Raw genomic sequence first — 19,532 nt, forward strand, 5'->3', positions numbered from 1 at the left:
GAACGACGCCCCGGCCGCCGAGGCAGTGCCTTAGGCGCGCTGGGCCCTCGGGTCAGCCTTCGCCTCCGGGCGCAGTGCCCTGGCTGCCGACACCATGTTGGCCAGCGCAGGAAGCACCTCGGCCCACTGCCGCGTCTTCAGCCCGCAGTCCGGATTGACCCACAGCCGGTGGGCGGGAATGCGTTGCGCGGCCTTGCGCATCAGTTGCTCGATGTGCGCCTGCGTCGGGATGTTCGGCGAGTGGATGTCGTACACGCCCGGGCCGATCTCGTTCGGGTAGTTGAAGTCGTCGAAGGCGTCGAGCAGTTCCATGTCCGAGCGCGAGGTCTCGATCGTGATCACGTCGGCGTCCATGTCGGCGATCGACGCGAGGATGTCGTTGAACTCCGAATAGCACATGTGGGTGTGGATCTGCGTCTCGTCGCTCACGCCGTTGGCGGTGATGCGGAACGACTCGACCGCCCAGTCCAGGTACTCCTTCCACTGCGCCTTGCGCAGCGGCAGGCCTTCGCGCAGCGCCGCTTCGTCGATCTGGATCACGCGCACGCCTGCGGATTCGAGATCGAGCACCTCTTCGCGAATGGCGAGCGCCAGTTGCTTGCACGATGCCGAGCGCGGCTGGTCGTCGCGCACGAAGGACCAGTTCAGGATGGTCACCGGGCCGGTCAGCATGCCCTTCATCGGCTTGCTGGTGAGCGATTGCGCGTAGCGGATCCACTCGACTGTCATCGGGCGCGGGCGGCTGATGTCGCCGAACAGGATCGGTGGCTTCACGCAGCGCGAGCCATAGGACTGCACCCAGCCGAACTGGCTGAACGCATAGCCTTCGAGCTGTTCGCCGAAGTACTCGACCATGTCGTTGCGCTCGGCCTCGCCGTGTACGAGCACGTCCAGCCCCAGGGCTTCCTGCTCGCGAACGCTTCGCTGGATCTCGACCTGCATCGCGGACTTGTAGCCTGCACCGTCCAGTCGGCCCGCCTTGAATTCGCTGCGCGCATGGCGGATCTCGGTGGTCTGCGGAAACGAGCCGATCGTGGTCGTCGGATACAGCGGGAGCTTCAGCAAGGCCGCCTGCTTCGTGGCGCGGCTGGGGTACGGGCTCTCGCGCTGGCCGAGGTGCTTGCCGATCGCCGCAACGGCCGCCTGAACCGCCGGATTGTTCACGCGGGGAGAAGCGCGTCGCGCTGCCAGGGCGGCGCGGTTGGCACTGAGCTCCGCCGCGACGGCCCCGCGGCCGTCGCGAAGCGCGGTCGCGAGCACCTTCAGTTCGCCGAGCTTCTGCAGCGCGAACGCCAGCCAGGACTTGAGCTCGGCATCGAGCTTGTGCTCGCCGGCCAGGTCCACCGGCACGTGCAGCAGCGAGCATGACGGCGCGATCCAGAGACGATCGCCCAGCCGCTCTGCGATGGGCTCGAGCCAATCCAGCACCGCCGCCAGGTCGGTCTTCCAGATGTTGCGGCCGTTGATGACGCCGAGCGACAGCACCTTGTGCGCCGGCAGCATGCCCAAGAGCGGCAGCACGTCGTCGCGGCCGTTGATCGCATCCATGTGCAGGCCGGCGACCGGCAGGTTCGCGGCCAGGTACTTGTTGTCCTGAAGCTGGCCGAAATAGGTCGCCAGCAGGAGCTTGACGCGGCTGCTCTTGAGATGGTGATACGCGGTGTTGAACGCATGCTGCCAGGCCGCATCCAGTTCGGTGACGAGCAGCGGCTCGTCGATCTGGACCCATTCCACGCCGCGGCTCGCCAGGGTGTCCAGCAGTTCCGCGTAGACGGGCAGCAGGCGCGGCAGCAATGCGAGCCTGTCGGAATCGTCCTTGGCCTTGCCGATGCCCAGGTAGGTCACCGGACCGACGATCACCGGCTTGGCTTTCACGCCCTGGGCCCGGGCTTCGGCGAGTTGGTCGAGCAGGCGCGATGCGTCGAGCCTGAACTCGGTGTCGGCGGTGAACTCGGGGACGATGTAGTGGTAGTTGGTGTCGAACCACTTGGTCATCTCGCCCGCGGCCACGCCGCCGCAGCAGGCGACGTGTGCTTCGGCCGCCTGCGCCGAACGCCCGCGGGCCACCCGGAAGTAGTTGTCGAGCGCGTCGCCGTGGAACCCTCGCACCCGCTCGGGCAGATGGCCGAGCGTGAAGCTCATGTCGAGCACCTGGTCATAGAAAGAGAAGTCGCCCACCGGCACGAGATCGATGCCCTGCTGGTCGTTCCAGTGGCGCTGCCGGAGCCGCGCGCCGAGGTCTTCGAGTTCGTCGCGCGAGGAGTCCCCCCTCCAGTACGACTCCAGGGCGAACTTCAATTCGCGCCTGGCGCCGATGCGGGGGAATCCGAGGTTGTGAGTGATGGTCATCTGCGTCCTGTGCAAGTCAAGGGCACGGATGCTAGGCGCGACAGTCGATGAAGTAAAATGGTCTTATCTCACGTATCCATGAATGCAGCTCATACATCATGCTTGAACGGATGCACCTCTCGATCGTGCAGGAGGTCGAGAAGCAGGGCTCTCTGACTGCCGCCGCCAACGTTCTGTGCGTCACGCAATCGGCGCTCAGTCACAGCATGAAGAAGCTGGAGCAGCAGCTCGGCACCGACATCTGGCTGCGCGAAGGGCGCAGCCTGAGGCTCACGCAGGCCGGGCAGTACCTGCTGGCGGTGGCCAACCGCGTGCTGCCGCAACTGGATCTCGCCGAAGAGCGGCTGCGCCAGTTCGCGCAGGGCGAGCGCGGCACGCTGCGCATCGGCATGGAATGCCATCCCTGCTACCAGTGGCTGCTCAGGATCGTGTCTCCCTATCTGGCCGCATGGCCCGATGTCGACGTCGACGTGAAGCAGAAATTCCAGTTCGGGGGCATCGGTGCGCTCTTCGGCTACGAGATCGACCTGCTGGTCACGCCGGACCCCTTGTTCAAGCCGGGGCTGAAGTTCGAGCCGGTGTTCGACTACGAGCAGGTGCTCGTGGTCGGCCGCAACCACCCGCTGGCCGGCGCCGCCTACCTCAAGCCGAAGCAACTCGCTCAGGAAGTGCTGGTCACCTATCCCGTCGAGACGGACCGCCTGGACATCTACAACCAGTTCCTGATGCCTGCCGGCATCAGCCCGAAGCGGCACAAGACCATCGAGACCACGGACATCATGATGCAGATGGTCGCCAGCGGCCGGGGCGTTGCCGCGCTGCCTCGCTGGCTGGTGGAGGAGTACGCGGAGAGGATGGACGTAGTGCCGGTGCGTCTCGGCCCGCGCGGCATCGCCAAGCACATCTATCTCGGCGCGCGCGAGACGGAGACGCAGATCGACTATCTCAAGGCATTCGTCGAGATGGCGCGCCGGGGCGCCCGTTCATGACGGGCGTTCAGACGTAGCGCTTCTCGAGCGCGTCCCATTCCGGCTTGCCGACGAGCCGCTGGCGCTCCGCGAAGGGCGTGACCAGGCCGCTCGATTCCTGGACTTCCTTTTCGTCGCGCAGCACGGTCAAGGCCTTCTGCATGCCGGCGACGGCACCCTGCAGCGCCGCATTCGCGTAGAGGACGATGCCGTAGCCCAGTTCCGCAAGCTGGTCGGCATTGAAGATCGGCGTGCGGCCGCCGATCACCATGTTCATCAGTTGCGGCTTCGCGAGGCGCCGGGGCAGGGCGCGCACTTCCTCCGCCTCGGTCACGGCCTCGACGAACAGGATGTCGGCGCCGGCCTCCGCGAACTTCTGCGCCCGTTCGATCGCCGCCTCGAAGCCCTGCGTGGCGCAGGCGTCGGTGCGGGCCAGGATCAGCAGGTCGTCGTCCTGGCGCGCATCGACGGCCGCCTTGATCTTGCTGACGGCTTCCTCGGTGGAGATCACCTCCTTGCCGGAGAAATGGCCGCAACGCTTGGGCGCGACCTGGTCCTCGAACTGGATGCAGTCGGCGCCAGCGCGCTCCAGCGTGCGCACCGTGTGGCGCACGTTCAGCGCGTTGCCGAAGCCGGTGTCGGCATCGACGATGAGCGGAAGGCTGACCGCATCGCGGATGCGCGCCGTGTGATCGGCAATTTCGGCCAGGCCCATGAAGCCCTGGTCGGGCATGCCGAACCACATGTTGGTGACGCCCGCGCCGGTGACGTAGATGGCTTCGAAGCCCAGGTCTTCGATGACGCGTGCAGACAGCGCATTGAAGGCGCCGGGCACCAGCACGCCGCGGCGTGCCTCCGCAAGTGCGCGCAGGGTCTTGCGGGTTTGGATGGAGCTCATTGAGGAGGTCCTTGATGGAACGTTGAGAAATTCAGTGATGCGGCAGGGGTGCGAGGCGAGGACGCCGGGTGGTCCCCTCCGCGAATGTCCCCCGGCTTCGCCTCCTCCTTTATTTCGCTGCGGGGACCACCCGGCATCCTCGCCACGAGAAGCGCTGCGTGGTGCCGGCCGATCGACCACGGCCGTGACGGATCGCGACGATGGTGTGCTCTGCGCAGCGAAATAAAGGAGGAGCCCGAAGGGCGGGGGACATTCGCGGAGCAGAGTACGCCGTCGGCGCGATCCCACCCCGACGCATGCCCGCGGGTGAGCTTCATCCTCAGTCTTCCTTCATACCGGTGGACTTCACGACAGCGCCCAGGCGAGCACGTTCCTCATCCACGAACTTGACGAACGATGCGCGCGTGCCGCCGATGGGCTCGATGCCCATGCCCTTCAGACGCTGCACGGTGGCAGGGTCCTTCATCGCCTTGTCCACCGCCTCGGCCATCTTGTCGAGGATGGCGGGCGGTGTACCGGCCGGTGCATGCACGCCGGCCCAATGCGCGATGCGGATATCGTCGAAGCCCTGTTCGACCGCCGTCGACAGTTCCGGATAGGCGGAGATGCGCTGCGTCCACGTGGTGGCCAGAGGCTTGAGCTTGCCGCTCTTGATGTAGGGCAGCACCACGATGCTGGCCTCCGAGGTCGCGTCGACCTGGTTGCCCAGCACGGCAGTGATCGACTCCGAGCCGCTCTTGTAGGGCACGACGTCGAGCTTGGCGCCATGGTTCTTCTCGAGCAGGCCTTCGACGAAATGCGGTGTGCTGCCGGTGCCTGCGGTAGCGAAGTGCAATCCCTTGCCCTTCTTCGATGCGGCGACGAAGTCCTTCAGGTCCTTGTAGGGCGCGTCTGCGGGCGCCACGACGACCGACGGCGCGAGGGCGATCATGGCCACCGGCACGAGGTCGCTGTCCTTGTAGGGCACGTTCTTCCGGATCATGCTGTTCGACACCACGCCCGCCGCGCTGATCAGGAAGGTGTAGCCGTCGGGCGCGCTCTTCGCGACGACGTCCGTGCCGAGCATCGCGCCCGCGCCGGGCTTGTTGTCGACCACCACCGGCTGGCCGAGCGCCTTGGACACGCCATCGGCCGCGGCGCGGCCCATCAGGTCGTTGGCGCCGCCGGCCGAGAAGGGCACGACGAAATGGATCGGCTTGGTGGGCCACTGCTGGGCCGATGCGGCGCCGGCAAGTGCCATGGCGGAAAGGGCGACCACCGCTGCGCGGTGTCCGATGCGGGTCTTGTTCATGTGGGGTCTCCTGGGATGTGAATAGAACGGCTCAGGGGCGCCATGATGCATGGTTTCGTCGCGCCTCCGTGTCGGCGTTCATCCCGGTACGCGCACCCAGCCTTCCATCAGGACGCGGGCGCTGCGACTCATCAGCGCCTTGGTCACTGTCCATTGCCGGCCCTCCTGCCGCGCTTCGGCTCCCACTCTCAGGGTTCCGGAGGGATGTCCGAAGCGGACGGCATGGCGCTCCCCGCCGCCCGCCGCGAGATTGACGAGCGTGCCGGGGACAGCCGCTGCAGTGCCGATCGCCACAGCCGCCGTGCCCATCATCGCGTGGTGCAGCTGGCCCATGGACAACGCCCGCACGAGCAGGTCTACATCGGCCGCACGGACCGCCTTGCCACTGGAAGCGACGTAGTCCTGCGGCGGTGCGACGAACGCGACCTTCGGCGTGTGCTGCCGTGTAGCCGCTTCGGCGACATCCTTGATCAGCCCCATCTTCACTGCGCCCCACGCGCGAATCGTCTCGAAGCGCGCCAGCGCCGCCTTGTCGCCGTTGATCGCACCCTGCAGTTCAGTGCCCGAGTAGCCGAGGTCCCGCGCGTTCAGGAAGATGGTCGGAATGCCGGCATTGATCAGCGTCGCCTTGAAGGTGCCGACGCCGGGCACCTCCAGGTCATCGACCAGGTTCCCGGTCGGGAACATGGTGCCGCCATCCTCTCCTTCGTCCGCCGGGTCCATGAACTCCAGCGCGATTTCGGCAGCAGGGAAGGTCACGCCATCCAGCTCGAAGTCGCCGGTCTCCTGCACTTCGCCGCGGGTGATCGGCACGTGGGCGACGATGGTCTTGCCGATGTTGGCCTGCCAGATCCGCACCGTGCACAGGCCATCGCGAGGCACCTTCGCCGGGTCGACCAGGCCGTTGGAGATGGCGAAAGGGCCGACCGCGGCGGACAGGTTGCCGCAATTGCCGGACCAGTCGATGAAGGCCTTGTCGATGGCAACCTGGCCAAAGAGATAGTCCACGTCGTGCCCGGGCCGCGTGCTCTCGGACAGGATCACGGTCTTGCTGGTGCTGGACGTCGCGCCGCCCATGCCGTCGATCTGCTTGCCGTAGGGATCGGGGCTGCCGATGACACGCATCAGGAACTGGTCGCGGGCCAGGCCGGGCCGCTGGGCATCCTCTGGCAGGTCCCGGAGGCGGAAGAACACGCCTTTGCTGGTGCCACCACGCATGTAGGTGGCGGCAACCTTGAACTGGGGTTTGAAAGCCATCGTGTTTCCGATCATGCGGGCTGGGCGGCTGCAGCCAGGAAGTCCTGCGCGAAGCGCTGCAGCACGCCACCGGCCTCATAGACCGAGACTTCCTCGGCCGTGTCGAGCCGGCAGAGGACCGGCACTCGCACGCTGTCGCCATTGCGGCGGTGGACGACCAGGGTCAACTCGGCGCGCGGCGTGCGCTCGCCAACCACGTCGTAGGTTTCGGTGCCGTCCAGGTCGAGCGTGAGCCGGTTGGTGCCCGGCGGGAACTCGAGCGGCAGCACGCCCATGCCGATCAGGTTGGTGCGGTGGATGCGCTCGAAGCCCTCTGCCACCACCGTCTCGACGCCCGCCAGGCGCACGCCCTTGGCGGCCCAGTCGCGGCTGGAGCCCTGGCCGTAGTCGGCGCCGGCGATGACGATCAGCGGCTGCCGGCGGTTCAGGTAGGTCTCGATGGCCTCCCACATGCGCACGACCTTGCCTTCGGGCTCGACGCGCGCCAGCGAACCCTTCTTCACCGCACCGTCGACCACGGCCATCTCGTTGACCAGCTGCGGATTGGCGAAGGTGGCACGCATGGCCGTCAGGTGGTCGCCCCGGTGCGTGGCGTAGGAGTTGAAGTCCTCCTCGGGGAGGCCCATCTTCGCCAGGTACTCGCCGGCCGCACTGTTCAGGAGGATCGCGTTGGAAGGAGACAGGTGGTCGGTCGTGATGTTGTCCGGCAGCAGCGCAAGCGGCCGCATGCCGGTGAGCGTGCGCGGGTTGGCGGCCAGCGCGCCCACACCCTCAGTGTCCCAGTAGGGCGGTCGCCGGATGTAGGTGGACATGGCGCGCCAGTCGTACTGCGGCGCCACGCGCTCGCCGCTGTCGGCGCGGATGGCGAACATCGGTTCGTACACCTGCCGGAATTGCGAGGGCTTCACGCTGGCAGCGACGATCGCGTCGATCTCCTGGTCGTCGGGCCAGATGTCCTTGAGCCTCACCTCGTTGCCTTGCGGATCGATGCCCAGCACATCGTGCTCGATGTCGAAGCGGATGGTGCCCGCGATCGCATAGGCCACCACCAGCGGCGGCGAGGCGAGGAATGCCTGCTTGGCGTAGGGATGGATGCGTCCGTCGAAATTGCGGTTGCCCGACAGCACGGCGGTCGCGTAGAGGTCGCGCTCGATGATCTCCTGCTGGATCCTCGCATCGAGCGCACCGCTCATGCCGTTGCAGGTCGTGCAGGCGAAGGCGACGATGCCGAAGCCCAACTGCTCGAGTTCGCCGAGCAGCTTCGCCTCCTTCAGGTAGAGCTCGACCGCCCTGGAACCCGGCGCGAGCGAACTCTTGACCCAGGGTTTGCGCGAGAGCCCGCGCGCATTCGCGTTGCGTGCGAGCAGGGCGGCGGCGATCACGTTGCGCGGATTGCTCGTGTTGGTGCAACTCGTGATCGCCGCGATGATCACCGCGCCATCGGGCATCAGCCCCCTGGACTCGTCCGCCTTGCCCGCGAGCAGCTTGGCCTCGTCGGCGACGCCGCGCTCGGCCAGCGCCGACACCGGCAGCCTGCGATGTGGATTGGAAGGGCCCGCCATGTTGCGCACGACCGTGGAAAGATCGAAGTGCAGCACGCGCTCGTACTGCGCCGTCTTCAGGTCACCGGCCCAGAAGCCCGCGGTCTTCGCGTAGGTCTCGACGAGCGCCACCTGCGCTTCGTCGCGTCCGGTGAGCCTGAGGTAGTCGATCGTCTGCCGGTCGATGTAGAACAGTGCCGCGGTCGCGCCGTATTCCGGGCACATGTTGGAGATGGTCGCGCGGTCGCCGATCGACAGGCTCTCCGCCCCTTCTCCATGGAACTCGACATAGGCGCCGACCACTTTTTCCTTGCGCAGGAACTCGGTCAGTGCGAGCACGATGTCGGTGGCGGTGATGCCCGGCTGGCGGCGGCCGGTGAGCTCGACGCCGACGATGTCGGGCAGGCGCATCCATGACGCGCGCCCCAGCATCACGTTCTCGGCTTCCAGTCCGCCGACGCCCACGGCGATCACGCCCAGCGCATCGACGTGCGGCGTGTGGCTGTCGGTGCCGACGCAGGTGTCGGGGAAGGCCACGCCGTCCTGCACGTAGACCACCGGCGACATCTTCTCCAGGTTGATCTGATGCATGATCCCGTTCCCCGCCGGGATCACGTCGACGTTGTCGAAGGCCTTCTTCGTCCATTCGATGAAGTGGAAGCGGTCTTCGTTGCGGCGGTCCTCGATCTCGCGGTTCTTGCGGAAGGCGTCGGGGTCGAAGCCACCGCACTCCACGGCCAGCGAGTGGTCGACGATCAATTGCACCGGCACCACGGGGTTCACCGCGGACGGGTCGCCGCCCTGCGCCGCGATCGCGTCACGCAGGCCGGCCAGATCCACGAGCGCGGTCTGGCCGAGGATGTCGTGGCAGACCACGCGCACCGGATACCACGGAAAGTCCATGTCGCGGCGCCGTTCGATCAATTGGGTGAGGCAGTCCGCGAGATGCGCCGGATCGGCACGACGCACGAGGTTCTCGGCATGGACGCGCGCCGTATAGGGCAGCGTGGCCCACGCACCTGGCCGCAGCGCGTCGACGGCGGCGCGCGCGTCGTAGAAGTCGAGAGGGGTATTCGGGAGAGGCTGGCGATAGAGATGATTCATGGAAATGTGGGGGACTCACTCGGCCTTGATGTTGTTGTCTTTCGCGACCTTCGCGTAGCGGGGGATCTCGACCTTGATGAGATCGCCGAACTGTTCGGGTGTGCCACCTGCCGGCGATACGCCCGTGGGATCGAGCTGGGCGACCAGCTCAGGCGCTTTCAGCCCCGTATTGAGTGCACCGTTGATCTTGGCAATCACGGCCGGCGGCACGCCCTTCGGCGCGATCAGCCCATGCCACGCGACGACGTCGTAGTCGCGCAGCCCGGATTCGGCCACGGACGGAATGTCCGGGTACGCAGGCAGCCGCTGTGCCGTGGTGACGGCCAGTGCGCGCAGTCGTCCCGACTTCACGTGGGGCATCAATGCTTCCGTGCCCGCCACCAGCATGTCGACGTTGCCCGCCACCAGGTCGGTTACCGCCGGGCCCGTGCCTTTGTAAGGCACGTGCGTGGCCTTGACGTTGGCCATGCCGAACATGTATTCGGTGACGATGTGGAGGTGACTGCCGTTGCCGGCGGACGCGAACGTCAGCTTTCCGGGGTTCTGCCGGCCATAGGCCAGCAGCTCCTGCAGATTGCGGGCCTGCACCTTGGAAGGATTGATGCAGACCACATACGCGCCCTTGGACAGCTGGATCACCGGCGTCATGTCGGCCACCGGATCGAAGCGCAGCTTGTAGAGCGCCGGGTTGACCGTGTAGCTGCCGGCGATGAGCAGCAGCGTGTAGCCATCGGCCGGCGTGTGCAGCGCGTATTCGGTTCCGAGCGTGCCGCCGGCGCCGGGCCGGTTGTCGACGATCGCACTCTGGCCCAATCCCTTGCTGAGCAGGTTGGACGCGACCCGCGCGATGAAGTCCGAACCGCCCCCGGGTGCGAAGGGGCAGACGATGCGAATCGGCTTGCTGGGAAATGCGTCCTGCGCGCGTGCGATCAGCGGCAGGGGCACACCCAGGCTTGCAATGGCAGCGGAAAACGTGCGGCGGCTCAGCGTCATGACTCTGTCTCCAGTGTTGTCGTAGTGAGGCGAGCCGCTCGAGGTGCGGCCCTCTTGCATGCTAGCCGCCAGCCGCTGTCGTGGTCCAAGCCGTTGATCCGCAAATACCCGCCTTGCGGTCACTTGCGCTCGTCGATGCAAACGAACTTCCGATCCTCGGGGCCGGTGTAGTTGGCGCTCGGGCGGATGATCTTGTTGTCGATCCGCTGCTCGATCACGTGGGCGGCCCAGCCGCTGGTGCGCGCGATGACGAAGAGCGGCGTGAACATCGCGGTCGGTACGCCCATCAGGTGATAGCTCACCGCGCTGAACCAGTCGAGGTTGGGGAACATCTTCTTGACCTCCCACATGACCGATTCCAGCCGCTCGGCGATGTCGAACATCCGGGTCGAGCCAGCCTCGTCCGACAGCCGCTTCGCCACGCCCTTGATGACGACATTGCGCGGATCGCTGACCGTGTAGACCGGATGCCCGAATCCGATGACCACCTCCCTGGCCTCGACGCGGCGGCGGATGTCGGCCTCGGCCTCGTCGGGGCTGTCGTAGCGCTTCTGGATCTCGAACGCGACCTCGTTGGCGCCGCCGTGCTTCGGCCCGCGCAGCGCACCGATCGCACCCGCGATGGCCGAGTACATGTCGCTGCCGGTGCCGGCGATCACGCGCGCGGTGAAGGTGCTGGCGTTGAACTCATGCTCCGCATACAGGTTGAGCGAGGTGTGCATCGCGCCGACCCACGCCTGCGAAGGCTTGCGCCCGTGCAGCAGATGCAGGAAGTGGCCGCCGATCGAGTCGTCGTCGGTCTCGACGTCGATGCGCTTGCCCTGTGTGCTCCAGTGGTACCAGTAGAGCAGCATCGAGCCGAGCGAGGCCATCAGCCGGTCGGCGATGTCGCGCGCTCCGGCGATGTTGTGGTCGTCCTTCTCGGGCAGGATGCAGCCGAGCGCCGAGACGCCGGTGCGCATCACGTCCATCGGATGCGCGCTCGCCGGCAGGCGCTCGAGCGCTTCCTTGACGCTCGCCGGCAGGCCGCGCATCGCCTTCAGGCGGTTCTTGTAGGCGCGCAGCTCGGCCCGCGTGGGCAGCTTGCCATGCACCAGCAGGTGGGCGATCTCTTCGAACTCGCACACCTCGGCGATGTCGAGGATGTCGTAGCCGCGGTAGTGCAGGTCGTTGCCGCTGCGCCCGACGGTGCACAGCGCGGTGTTGCCCGCGGCGACGCCGGAAAGGGCCACGGATTTCTTCGGCTTGAAGGTCGAGAGTGTTGTCATGCTTCGCAATTTACGCAGAATGTGGCTCTCGATCCATGACTGAATTGGCGAATCGTTGCGAATGAAATCCGTCGAATATGCGAATGTTGCGAATGCACTGGTGTCGGAGCGCGAGTTGTCGGAGGGGCCCGCATGAAGAAAACTTTCATGGGTGTGCGCCTGCGCAGGCTGCGCGCGGAGCGCGGCATGTCGCAGGTCGCGCTGGCGCATGCGCTGGGCCTGTCGCCCAGCTACCTGAATCAGCTGGAGCAGAACCAGCGTCCGCTCACCGTGGCGGTGCTGCTGAGGATCCATCGCGCGCTCGGCATCGACATCCAGCAGTTCTCGGAAGACGAGGAGGCCCGCCTCGTGGCCGGCATGCGCGAAGCGCTCGCGGATGTGCCCGAGCCGGTCACGCTACCGGAACTGAAAGAAGTCGCCTCGCAGATGCCGGCGCTCGGCCGCGCCCTCGTCGCCCTGCATCGCCGCCATGTCGAGGCGCAGGAGCAACTGGAAACGATGGCGATGCGGATGGGCGACGATCGATCCGAGCTCGCGCCGCCGCGCGCCATGCCTTTCGAAGCGGTGCGGGACTTCTTCTTCGCCAACCAGAACTACTTCGACGACGTCGACCGGCGCGCCGAGGGACTGGCCGGTGAGTCCGGCGCGACCGGTCCGCTGCTGGTGGATTGGCTCATGCAGCGCTTGCTGCGGCGACACAAGGTGCGCGTGGTCCCCGTCGCGGAAGGGCATGGCGGCAAGCGTCATTTCGATCCCGCAACGCGAACGCTCCGCCTGTCGGCCGCGCTGGACCCGGCCCAGCAGGTGTTCCAGCTCGCCACGCAGCTCGCCCTGATCGAGCATTCGGCGCTGATCGATTCGCTTGTCGCCGCTCCGCCGTTCGCGGAGGATGCGCCATCCCGTCACCTGGCGCGGGTGGGGCTGGCCAACTACTTCGCGGGCGCCTTGCTCCTGCCGTACTCGAAGTTTCTGGAAGCAGCGGAACGGCTGCGCTATGACATCGACCTGCTCGGGCAGCAGTTCGGCGTGGGCTTCGAGACGGTCTGCCATCGGCTCAGCACCCTGCAGCGACCCGGCGCACCCGGCGTGCCCTTCTTCTTCGTGCGGGTGGATCGGGCGGGCAACATCTCCAAGCGGCAATCGGCGACGCACTTCCACTTCAGCCGCACCGGCGGCACCTGCCCGCTGTGGAATGTGTACGAGGCGTTCGTGCAGCCCGGGCGCATCCTTCCCCAGTTGGCGCGCATGCCGGATGGGCGTTCGTATCTCTGGATCGCGCGCACGGTGACCAGCCGGCAAGGCGGCTATGGCGCACCGCAAAGGGTGTTCTCGATCGGGCTCGGGTGCGACATCCGGCACGCGCCGCGTCTGGTCTATGCCAAGGGTCTCGACCTGCGCGATCCGGAATCAGCGACGCCGATCGGGATGGGTTGCAAGGTCTGCGAGCGGATGGATTGCCCGCAGCGGGCGTTTCCCTTCGTCGGCCGGCCGCTGGATGTCGACGAGAACCAGAGCCGATTCACGCCCTACGGCGTCGCGGATTGACGAGGCCCGCGTGATCGGCGCCTACGCGGGCTGAGCGTCTTCGGCTTCGATGTAGTCGGGGTAGCGCGCGCAGATTTCCGCGACGGCGCTGAGCGTGCCGGAGAGATGCTTGCGCAATGCCTTCTGCGCGCCCGGCGGATCGCCGCGCTTGATGGCCTGTGCAATCGCGCGATGGTCGCGCAGGATGGCTTCGGTCTTTCCCGCGGTCGGGAGATGCAGGCGGCGCAGGCGGTCCACATGGCCTGACATGCGGGCCACCGTGTCCCACAGGCCGGCGACGCCGGCGGCCTCGTACATCAGTTGATGAAACCGGCGGTCGGCTTCGACGAAGTCGCCGTACTGCTGCGCTGCCGCCAATGCGGCCTGGCGGGCGATCTGGGCCTCGAGGTCCTCCACCAACCCGGGCGGCGCCGCTTCGGCGAGCTGATGAACGATCTCCAGCTCGATCGAACGCCGCAGAAAGTGCGCCTGCCGCGCCGCCGCGAGATCGATGCGGCTCACCAGCGTCGCATGCTGTGGAAAGACGTCGACCAGGCCTTCCTCGCTCAGCCGGAGCAGGGCCTCGCGCACCGGCGTCTGGCTGACGCCGAAATGCTCCGCCAGTTCCTGCCGGGCCAGCACGGTGCCCGGCTCGAGTTCGAGTGAAAGGATGGCGTCGCGCAGCTTTTCAAGCACCTGCGGCGCGGCGTGTCGGGAGCGGTCGAGTCGGACTTTCGGAAGGGTGCTCATCGCCAGGATTCTCGCATTGACGTACTAATATATTAGTGTTTTAATTCCTTCATCACAACGAGACAAGGCCTGCCCGCACGGCTTTCCCACTCATGAAGCGCACCTACGATTCCCTGCGCAGCGCACGGTGGTTCGCACCGGACGACTTCCGCTCCTTCGGCCACCGCTCCCGCGTGATGCAGATGGGCTATGCGCCCGCCGACTGGGCCGGCAAGCCGGTGATCGCGATCGTCAATACCTGGAGCGACGCCAACCAGTGCCATGCGCACTTCAAGCAGCGCGTCGACGACGTCAAGCGCGGCATCCTGCAGGCTGGCGGCTTTCCGCTGGAGCTGCCGGCGATCTCGCTGTCGGAGAGCATGGTCAAGCCCACCACCATGCTCTACCGCAACTTCCTCGCAATGGAGACCGAAGAGCTGCTGCGCAGCCACCCGGTCGATGGCGCGGTGCTCATGGGCGGCTGCGACAAAACCACGCCGGGGCTCACCATGGGCGCGCTCAGCATGGGCATCCCCTTCATCTACCTGCCGGCCGGCCCGATGCTGCGCGGCAACTGGCGCGGGCATGTGCTCGGCTCCGGCTCGGACGCCTTCAAGTACTGGGACGAGCGCAGGGCAGGGCGTCTCTCCGACCAGGCATGGCACGAGATGGAAGCCGGCATCGCGCGCAGCCACGGCACCTGCATGACGATGGGCACCGCCGCGACGATGATGGGCATTGCCGAAGCGGTCGGCTTCGCGCTGCCGGGTTCCTCCAGCATTCCGGCGGCGGATGCGAACCACATCCGCATGAGCGCCGAGTGCGGCCGCCGCATCGTCGAGATGGTGTGGGACGACCTCACGCCCGCGAAGATGCTGACGCGCGCCAGCTTCGAGAACGGCATCGCCTGCGCGATGGCGATGGGCTGTTCGACCAACGCGATCATTCATCTCATCGCGATGTCGCGCCGCGCCGGTCATCCGGTGAGCCTGGACGACTTCGACGATGCGAGCCGCCGCGTGCCGGTCATCGCCAACATCCGGCCCAGCGGCGACACCTACCTGATGGAGGACTTCTTCTACGCCGGTGGCCTGCCCGCGCTGCTGGAGCGCATCCGCGGCCACCTGAAGACCGATGCGATGACCGTCAACGGCCGCACGCTCGGCGAGAACATCGCAGGCGCCGAGGTCTACAACGACGACGTCATTCGTCCGCTCGACAACCCGATCTACGCCGAAGGCGCACTCGCCGTGCTGCGCGGCAACCTCGCGCCCGACGGCGTGGTGATCAAGCCCAGCGCCTGCGCGCCGCATCTGCTGCAGCACACCGGCCGCGCGATCGTCTTCGACGACTACCCGAGCCTGAAGAAGGCGGTCGACGATCCCGACCTCGACGTGACCGGCGATGACATCCTCGTGCTGCGCAATGCCGGCCCGCGCGGCGCGGGCATGCCCGAGTGGGGAATGCTCCCCATCCCGACCAAGCTGCTCAAGCAGGGCGTGAAGGACATGCTGCGCCTGAGCGACGCGCGCATGAGCGGCACCAGCTACGGCGGCTGCCTGTTGCACTGCTCGCCCGAAGCCGCGGTCGGCGGACCGCTTGCCCTGGTGAAGACCGGCGACCGCATCACCGTCGACGTGCCCGCGCGGCGCGTCCACCTCGAAATCAGTGACGCCGAACTCGCCGACCGCCGGGCCGCCTGGACGCCACCGCCGCCGCGCTACGAACGCGGCTACGGCTGGATGTTCGGCCGCCACATCCTGCAGGCCGATGCCGGCTGCGACTTCGACTTCCTCGAGACCAGCTTCGGCAAGCCGGTGCCCGAGCCCGACATCTTCTGAATCCACAAGCCACGGAGACGAGCCAGTGAATCCCAAGACCCGCGAGCTGCTGATGAAGGTCAGCACCGCCACCCTTTGCACCGCGCTGTTCAAGCGCGGATTGCGCAACCAGTTCATCCAGGACGTGCGCCCGCTCAACGCCGGATTGCCCAACATGGTGGGCGAAGCCTTCACGCTGCGCTACATCCCGGCGCGCGAAGACCTGAACCCGATCAGCGTGTTCAACGACCGCCAGCATCCGCAGCGGCAGGCCGTCGAGCAGTGCCCGCCGGGCGCGGTGATGGTGATCGACAGCCGCAAGGATGCGCGCGCCGCATCGGCCGGCGGCATCCTCGTCGCCCGCCTGATGAAGCGCGGCGCGGCCGGCGTGGTGACCGACGGCGGCTTTCGCGACAGCCCCGACATCGCGAAGTTGCCATTCCCCGCGTACCACAGCCGGCCCAGTGCGCCGACCAATCTCACGCTGCACCAGGCCGTCGACATCAACGTGCCGATCGGCTGCGGCGACGCGCCGGTGTGGCCCGGCGACGTGATCGTCGGCGATGCCGAAGGCGTGATCGTGATCCCGTCAGCCATCGCCGACGAGATCGCGGCCGAGGCCACCGAGATGACCGCGTTCGAGGACTTCGTGCAGGAGAAGGTGCTGGAGGGCCGCTCCATCCTCGGCCTCTATCCGCCCACCGAAGAGCAGTCGCGCATCGACTTCGCCGCGTGGCGAGAGGCGAAGGGCCGCTAAAGAGCCCGACAAGACAAGACCACAAAGAGAGACAAGCCATGACCTTCCTTCGCCGCGCGCTGCTCGCCGCAGCCTGCGCACTGCCGACCCTTGCCTCGCTGCAAGCCCATGCCGCCGACTGGCCCGCCGCCAAGCCGATCACCTACGTGGTGCCTTTCACGGCCGGCGGCTCGACCGACATCGTCGGCCGCACGCTCGCCAACAAGATGGCCGAGAACCTCAAGCAGTCGATCGTCATCGACAACCGGCCCGGACAGGCCGGCGGCGTCGGCGCGGCCTACGTCGCGAAGGCGGCGCCGGACGGCTACACGCTCTTCGGCGGCACCATCAGCACGCACGCGATCAACCCGAGCCTCTACAAGAAGCTGCCGTACGACCCGATGAAGGACTTCGAGCCGGTCTCGCTCGTCGCACGGCTGCCCAATGTGCTCATCGTCAATGCGCAGCTCAACGTGAATTCGGTGGCGGACCTGATCGCGCTGCTCAAGAAGGACGAGACCAAGCGCACGTTCGCGTCTTCGGGTGCGGGCACCTCGACGCATCTTGCGGGCGAGCTCTTCGCGGACCAGATCGGCGTCAAGCTGACCCACGTTCCATACAAAGGCACGCCGCCCGCGATGACCGATGTGGCCGCCGGCCTCGTGCCTTTCATGTTCGACCAGGTGACCGCCGCGATGCCGCTGGTCCAGAGCGGCAAGCTCAAGCTGCTCGCGGTGACCACCAGCAAGCGCATCGCATTGGTGCCGAACCTGCCCACCATGATCGAGTCGGGCCTGCCCAACTTCGAGATGTCGTCGTGGCAGGCGGTCTACGTGCCCAAGGGCACGCCGCGCCCGATCGTCAATCGCCTGAACGCCGAGATCGTCAGCGCGCTCAAGCAGCCGGACGTGCAGGCCAAGCTGCATGACCAGCTTGCGATGGAACTCGTCGGCAGCTCGCCGGAAGAGCTGCGCGACTTCATGGCGCGCGAGATCCCGCGCTGGGCCGAACTCGTCAAGAAATCGGGCGCGACCGCCGACTGACACTCCAGAAAGGCAAGCATGCAGACAAGCAGATTCGCGCGTCGGTCGATCGTGGCCCTGGCGCTCGGCACCCTGGGCGCCGCTGTCGCGCCGATGGCTCACGCAGAGGGCAGCTACCCCGAACGCATCGTGACCATCGTCGTGCCCTTCTCACCGGGCGGTGGCACCGACATCGCGGCACGCATCCTCGCCACCAAGCTGGGCGAGAAGTTCAAGCAGACCTTCGTGGTCGACAACCGCACCGGCGCCGGCGGCATCGTCGGCGCCGAAGCCGTTGCCAAGGCCAAGCCCGACGGCTACACGCTGCTGGTGGGCAACGTGGGCACGCAGGCGATCAATCAGTCGCTCTACCCCAAGATGCCTTACGACGCCGACAAGGCGTTCGCGCCGATCTCGCTGTTCGCGGACCTGCCTTTCGCGCTGGTGATCAATCCCAAGGTGCCCGCGAAGACGCCAAAGGAGCTGGTTGCGCTCGCGAAGGCCGAGCCGGACAAGTACACCTTCGCGAGTTCCGGCAACGGCGGCTCGCCGCATCTCACCGCCGAGATCTTCCAGCAGGCCACCGGCGCGAAGCTCAGGCACGTGCCGTACAAGGGCGGCGGACCGGCGATGGCGGACCTCATGGCCGGCCACGTCGACATGCTCTTCGCCTCGATCCTCGAAACCTCCAGCTACGTGAAGTCGGGCAAGCTGCGCGCGCTCGCGGTGACGAGCCCGGCGCGGTCGCCCGGCATGCCCGAAGTGCCGACGCTCGCGGAGCAGGGCATCGCCAATGCCGAATCGGGCTCATGGGTCGCGCTTCTGGCTCCCGCGGGCACGCCGCAGCCGATCATCGACAAGCTCTCGGCCGCGGTGAAGGAAGTGGTGTCCCTGCCCGACGTGCGAGACAAGCTCATCGCGCAGGGCGCAACGCCGCGCGGCACCACGCCGGCCGAGCTGCAGGCCACCATCGATGCCGACAGGGACCGCTATGCGCGCGTGATCAAGGCGCGCAACGTGCACATCGAGTGACCGGAGAAACCTGATGATCCGTCGCAGAACGCTCGCGGTCGGGCCCGCGCTTATCGCAACGCTCGCCGCGCTCGGCCTCGCGCAGGCGCAGACCTTCCCGGCCAAGCCGATGACCATCGTCGTGCCTGCCTCGCCCGGCGGCGCGATCGATCTCGCCGCGCGGCTTATCGGCCAGAAGATGTCGGAGAGCTGGGGCCAGCCGGTGGTGATCGACAACCGGACCGGGGCGACCGGCATCATCGGCACCGACTTCGTCGCCAAGAGCCCGCCGGACGGACACACGCTCGCCTTGGTCGCGAGCAGCCACGCCATCAATCCGCTGATGGTGAAGAAGCTGCCCTTCGATACGCAGAAGAGCTTCGAGCCGGTCGTGCAGACGCATGTCGTGCCGCTGGTGCTGGTGGTCGCGCCGTCGTTCCCGGCGAAGGACCTCAAGGAGCTGATCGCCTACGGCAAGGCCAACCCGGGCAAGCTCTCCTTCGCATCCAGCGGCTCGGGCGGCGCGCCGCATTTTTCCGGCGAGCTGTTCAAGAGCATGGCCGGCATCGACATGGTGCATGTGCCGTACAAGGGCAGCACCCTCGCGCATCCCGACCTGATGAGCGGCCGCGTCTCGCTGATGTTCGACACGCTCGCCGCGGTGAGCACGCAGGTGAAGGCCGGGAAGTTGCGTGCCCTGGCCGTCACGACGTCGAAGCGTGTCGCGATGCTGCCTGATGTGCCGACCATGGCCGAAGCGGGTCTGCCCGGCTACGAGACCAGTACCTGGGGCGGTCTGCTCGCGCCTGCCGGCACACCGAAGCCGGTGGTCGCCAAGCTTGCCGCCGAGACGACGCGCATCCTCGCGCTGCCCGACGTGAAGCAACGGCTGATGGATGCCGGCGTGGAGCCGGTGGGCGGCACGCCCGAGCAGTTCTCCGCCTTCATCACGCAGGAAATGGGCAAATGGGCCAAGGTCGCGAAGGAAGCCGGCATCCAGCCCGAATGAATCCGGAACAGA

At 66.9% G+C, this 19,532-nt stretch carries 15 protein-coding genes; 7 read left to right on the forward strand and 8 right to left on the reverse strand.

The genetic code is table 11. The annotated features are described in order from the left end of the window. Positions 1–30: 30 nt before the first annotated feature. A complete protein-coding gene (gene metE, locus BLW05_RS22600) occupies positions 31–2,349 on the reverse strand; it encodes a 5-methyltetrahydropteroyltriglutamate--homocysteine S-methyltransferase (RefSeq protein WP_093165811.1) in 2,319 nt (772 codons plus the stop codon). Between the two features lie 98 nt (positions 2,350–2,447). Here metE and BLW05_RS22605 point away from each other — a divergent pair, with 98 nt between their 5' ends. Continuing rightward, the gene (locus BLW05_RS22605) at positions 2,448–3,338 is read left to right on the forward strand and encodes a LysR family transcriptional regulator (RefSeq protein WP_093165812.1); all 891 of its coding nucleotides are present in this window, start codon (positions 2,448–2,450) and stop codon (positions 3,336–3,338) included. Positions 3,339–3,345: 7 nt separating this feature from the next. Here the strand turns inward: BLW05_RS22605 and BLW05_RS22610 are convergent, their stop codons facing one another. The 6 genes from BLW05_RS22610 to prpC form a co-directional block, all read right to left on the reverse strand. Beyond that, positions 3,346–4,215, reverse strand: a complete 870-nt coding sequence (locus BLW05_RS22610) for an isocitrate lyase/PEP mutase family protein (RefSeq protein WP_371126960.1) — start codon at positions 4,213–4,215, stop codon at positions 3,346–3,348. A 319-nt stretch (positions 4,216–4,534) separates the two neighbouring features. Further along, a complete protein-coding gene (locus BLW05_RS22615) occupies positions 4,535–5,506 on the reverse strand; it encodes a tripartite tricarboxylate transporter substrate binding protein (protein WP_093165813.1) in 972 nt (323 codons plus the stop codon). Between the two features lie 78 nt (positions 5,507–5,584). Then, positions 5,585–6,763, reverse strand: coding sequence for a 2-methylaconitate cis-trans isomerase PrpF (prpF, locus tag BLW05_RS22620; RefSeq protein WP_093165927.1), 1,179 nt, complete (start codon positions 6,761–6,763; stop codon positions 5,585–5,587). Positions 6,764–6,774: 11 nt separating this feature from the next. Next, complete coding sequence (gene acnD, locus BLW05_RS22625) at positions 6,775–9,408, reverse strand: Fe/S-dependent 2-methylisocitrate dehydratase AcnD (protein ID WP_093165814.1); 2,634 nt, start codon at positions 9,406–9,408, stop codon at positions 6,775–6,777. 15 nt (positions 9,409–9,423) lie between these two features. Next, on the reverse strand, positions 9,424–10,401 hold the full coding sequence (locus BLW05_RS22630; RefSeq protein WP_093165815.1) for a Bug family tripartite tricarboxylate transporter substrate binding protein: 978 nt from the start codon (positions 10,399–10,401) through the stop codon (positions 9,424–9,426). Between the two features lie 119 nt (positions 10,402–10,520). Further along, positions 10,521–11,669, reverse strand: a complete 1,149-nt coding sequence (prpC, locus tag BLW05_RS22635) for a bifunctional 2-methylcitrate synthase/citrate synthase (RefSeq protein ID WP_093165816.1) — start codon at positions 11,667–11,669, stop codon at positions 10,521–10,523. A 132-nt stretch (positions 11,670–11,801) separates the two neighbouring features. On the opposite strand from prpC, the gene BLW05_RS22640 reads away from it, so the two are divergent. Next, positions 11,802–13,214: a short-chain fatty acyl-CoA regulator family protein gene (locus BLW05_RS22640; protein WP_093165817.1), complete on the forward strand. Its 1,413-nt coding sequence runs from the start codon at positions 11,802–11,804 to the stop codon at positions 13,212–13,214. Positions 13,215–13,235: 21 nt separating this feature from the next. Here the strand turns inward: BLW05_RS22640 and BLW05_RS22645 are convergent, their stop codons facing one another. After that, entirely contained in the window at positions 13,236–13,943 is a 708-nt protein-coding gene (locus BLW05_RS22645; RefSeq protein ID WP_093165818.1) for a GntR family transcriptional regulator, read from the reverse strand. Between the two features lie 92 nt (positions 13,944–14,035). On the opposite strand from BLW05_RS22645, the gene araD reads away from it, so the two are divergent. Genes araD through BLW05_RS22670 form a run of 5 tightly spaced genes read left to right on the forward strand, consistent with a single transcriptional unit; the run spans position 14,036 to position 19,520 of the window. Beyond that, complete coding sequence (gene araD, locus BLW05_RS22650; RefSeq protein WP_093165819.1) at positions 14,036–15,763, forward strand: L-arabinonate dehydratase; 1,728 nt, start codon at positions 14,036–14,038, stop codon at positions 15,761–15,763. 25 nt (positions 15,764–15,788) lie between these two features. Continuing rightward, complete coding sequence (locus tag BLW05_RS22655; protein ID WP_093165820.1) at positions 15,789–16,499, forward strand: ribonuclease activity regulator RraA; 711 nt, start codon at positions 15,789–15,791, stop codon at positions 16,497–16,499. A gap of 38 nt (positions 16,500–16,537) precedes the next feature. Continuing rightward, positions 16,538–17,521, forward strand: coding sequence for a Bug family tripartite tricarboxylate transporter substrate binding protein (locus BLW05_RS22660; protein WP_093165821.1), 984 nt, complete (start codon positions 16,538–16,540; stop codon positions 17,519–17,521). A gap of 18 nt (positions 17,522–17,539) precedes the next feature. Next, positions 17,540–18,532 carry a Bug family tripartite tricarboxylate transporter substrate binding protein gene (locus BLW05_RS22665; protein ID WP_093165822.1) on the forward strand — a complete coding sequence of 331 codons (993 nt, stop codon included), beginning with the start codon at positions 17,540–17,542 and terminating at the stop codon, positions 18,530–18,532. 13 nt (positions 18,533–18,545) lie between these two features. Further along, positions 18,546–19,520 carry a tripartite tricarboxylate transporter substrate binding protein gene (locus BLW05_RS22670; RefSeq protein WP_093165823.1) on the forward strand — a complete coding sequence of 325 codons (975 nt, stop codon included), beginning with the start codon at positions 18,546–18,548 and terminating at the stop codon, positions 19,518–19,520. The last annotated feature ends 12 nt before the right edge of the window (positions 19,521–19,532 follow it).

The sequence above is a fragment of the Variovorax sp. YR216 genome (genome assembly GCF_900107745.1).
GTDB lineage: Bacteria > Pseudomonadota > Gammaproteobacteria > Burkholderiales > Burkholderiaceae_C > Variovorax.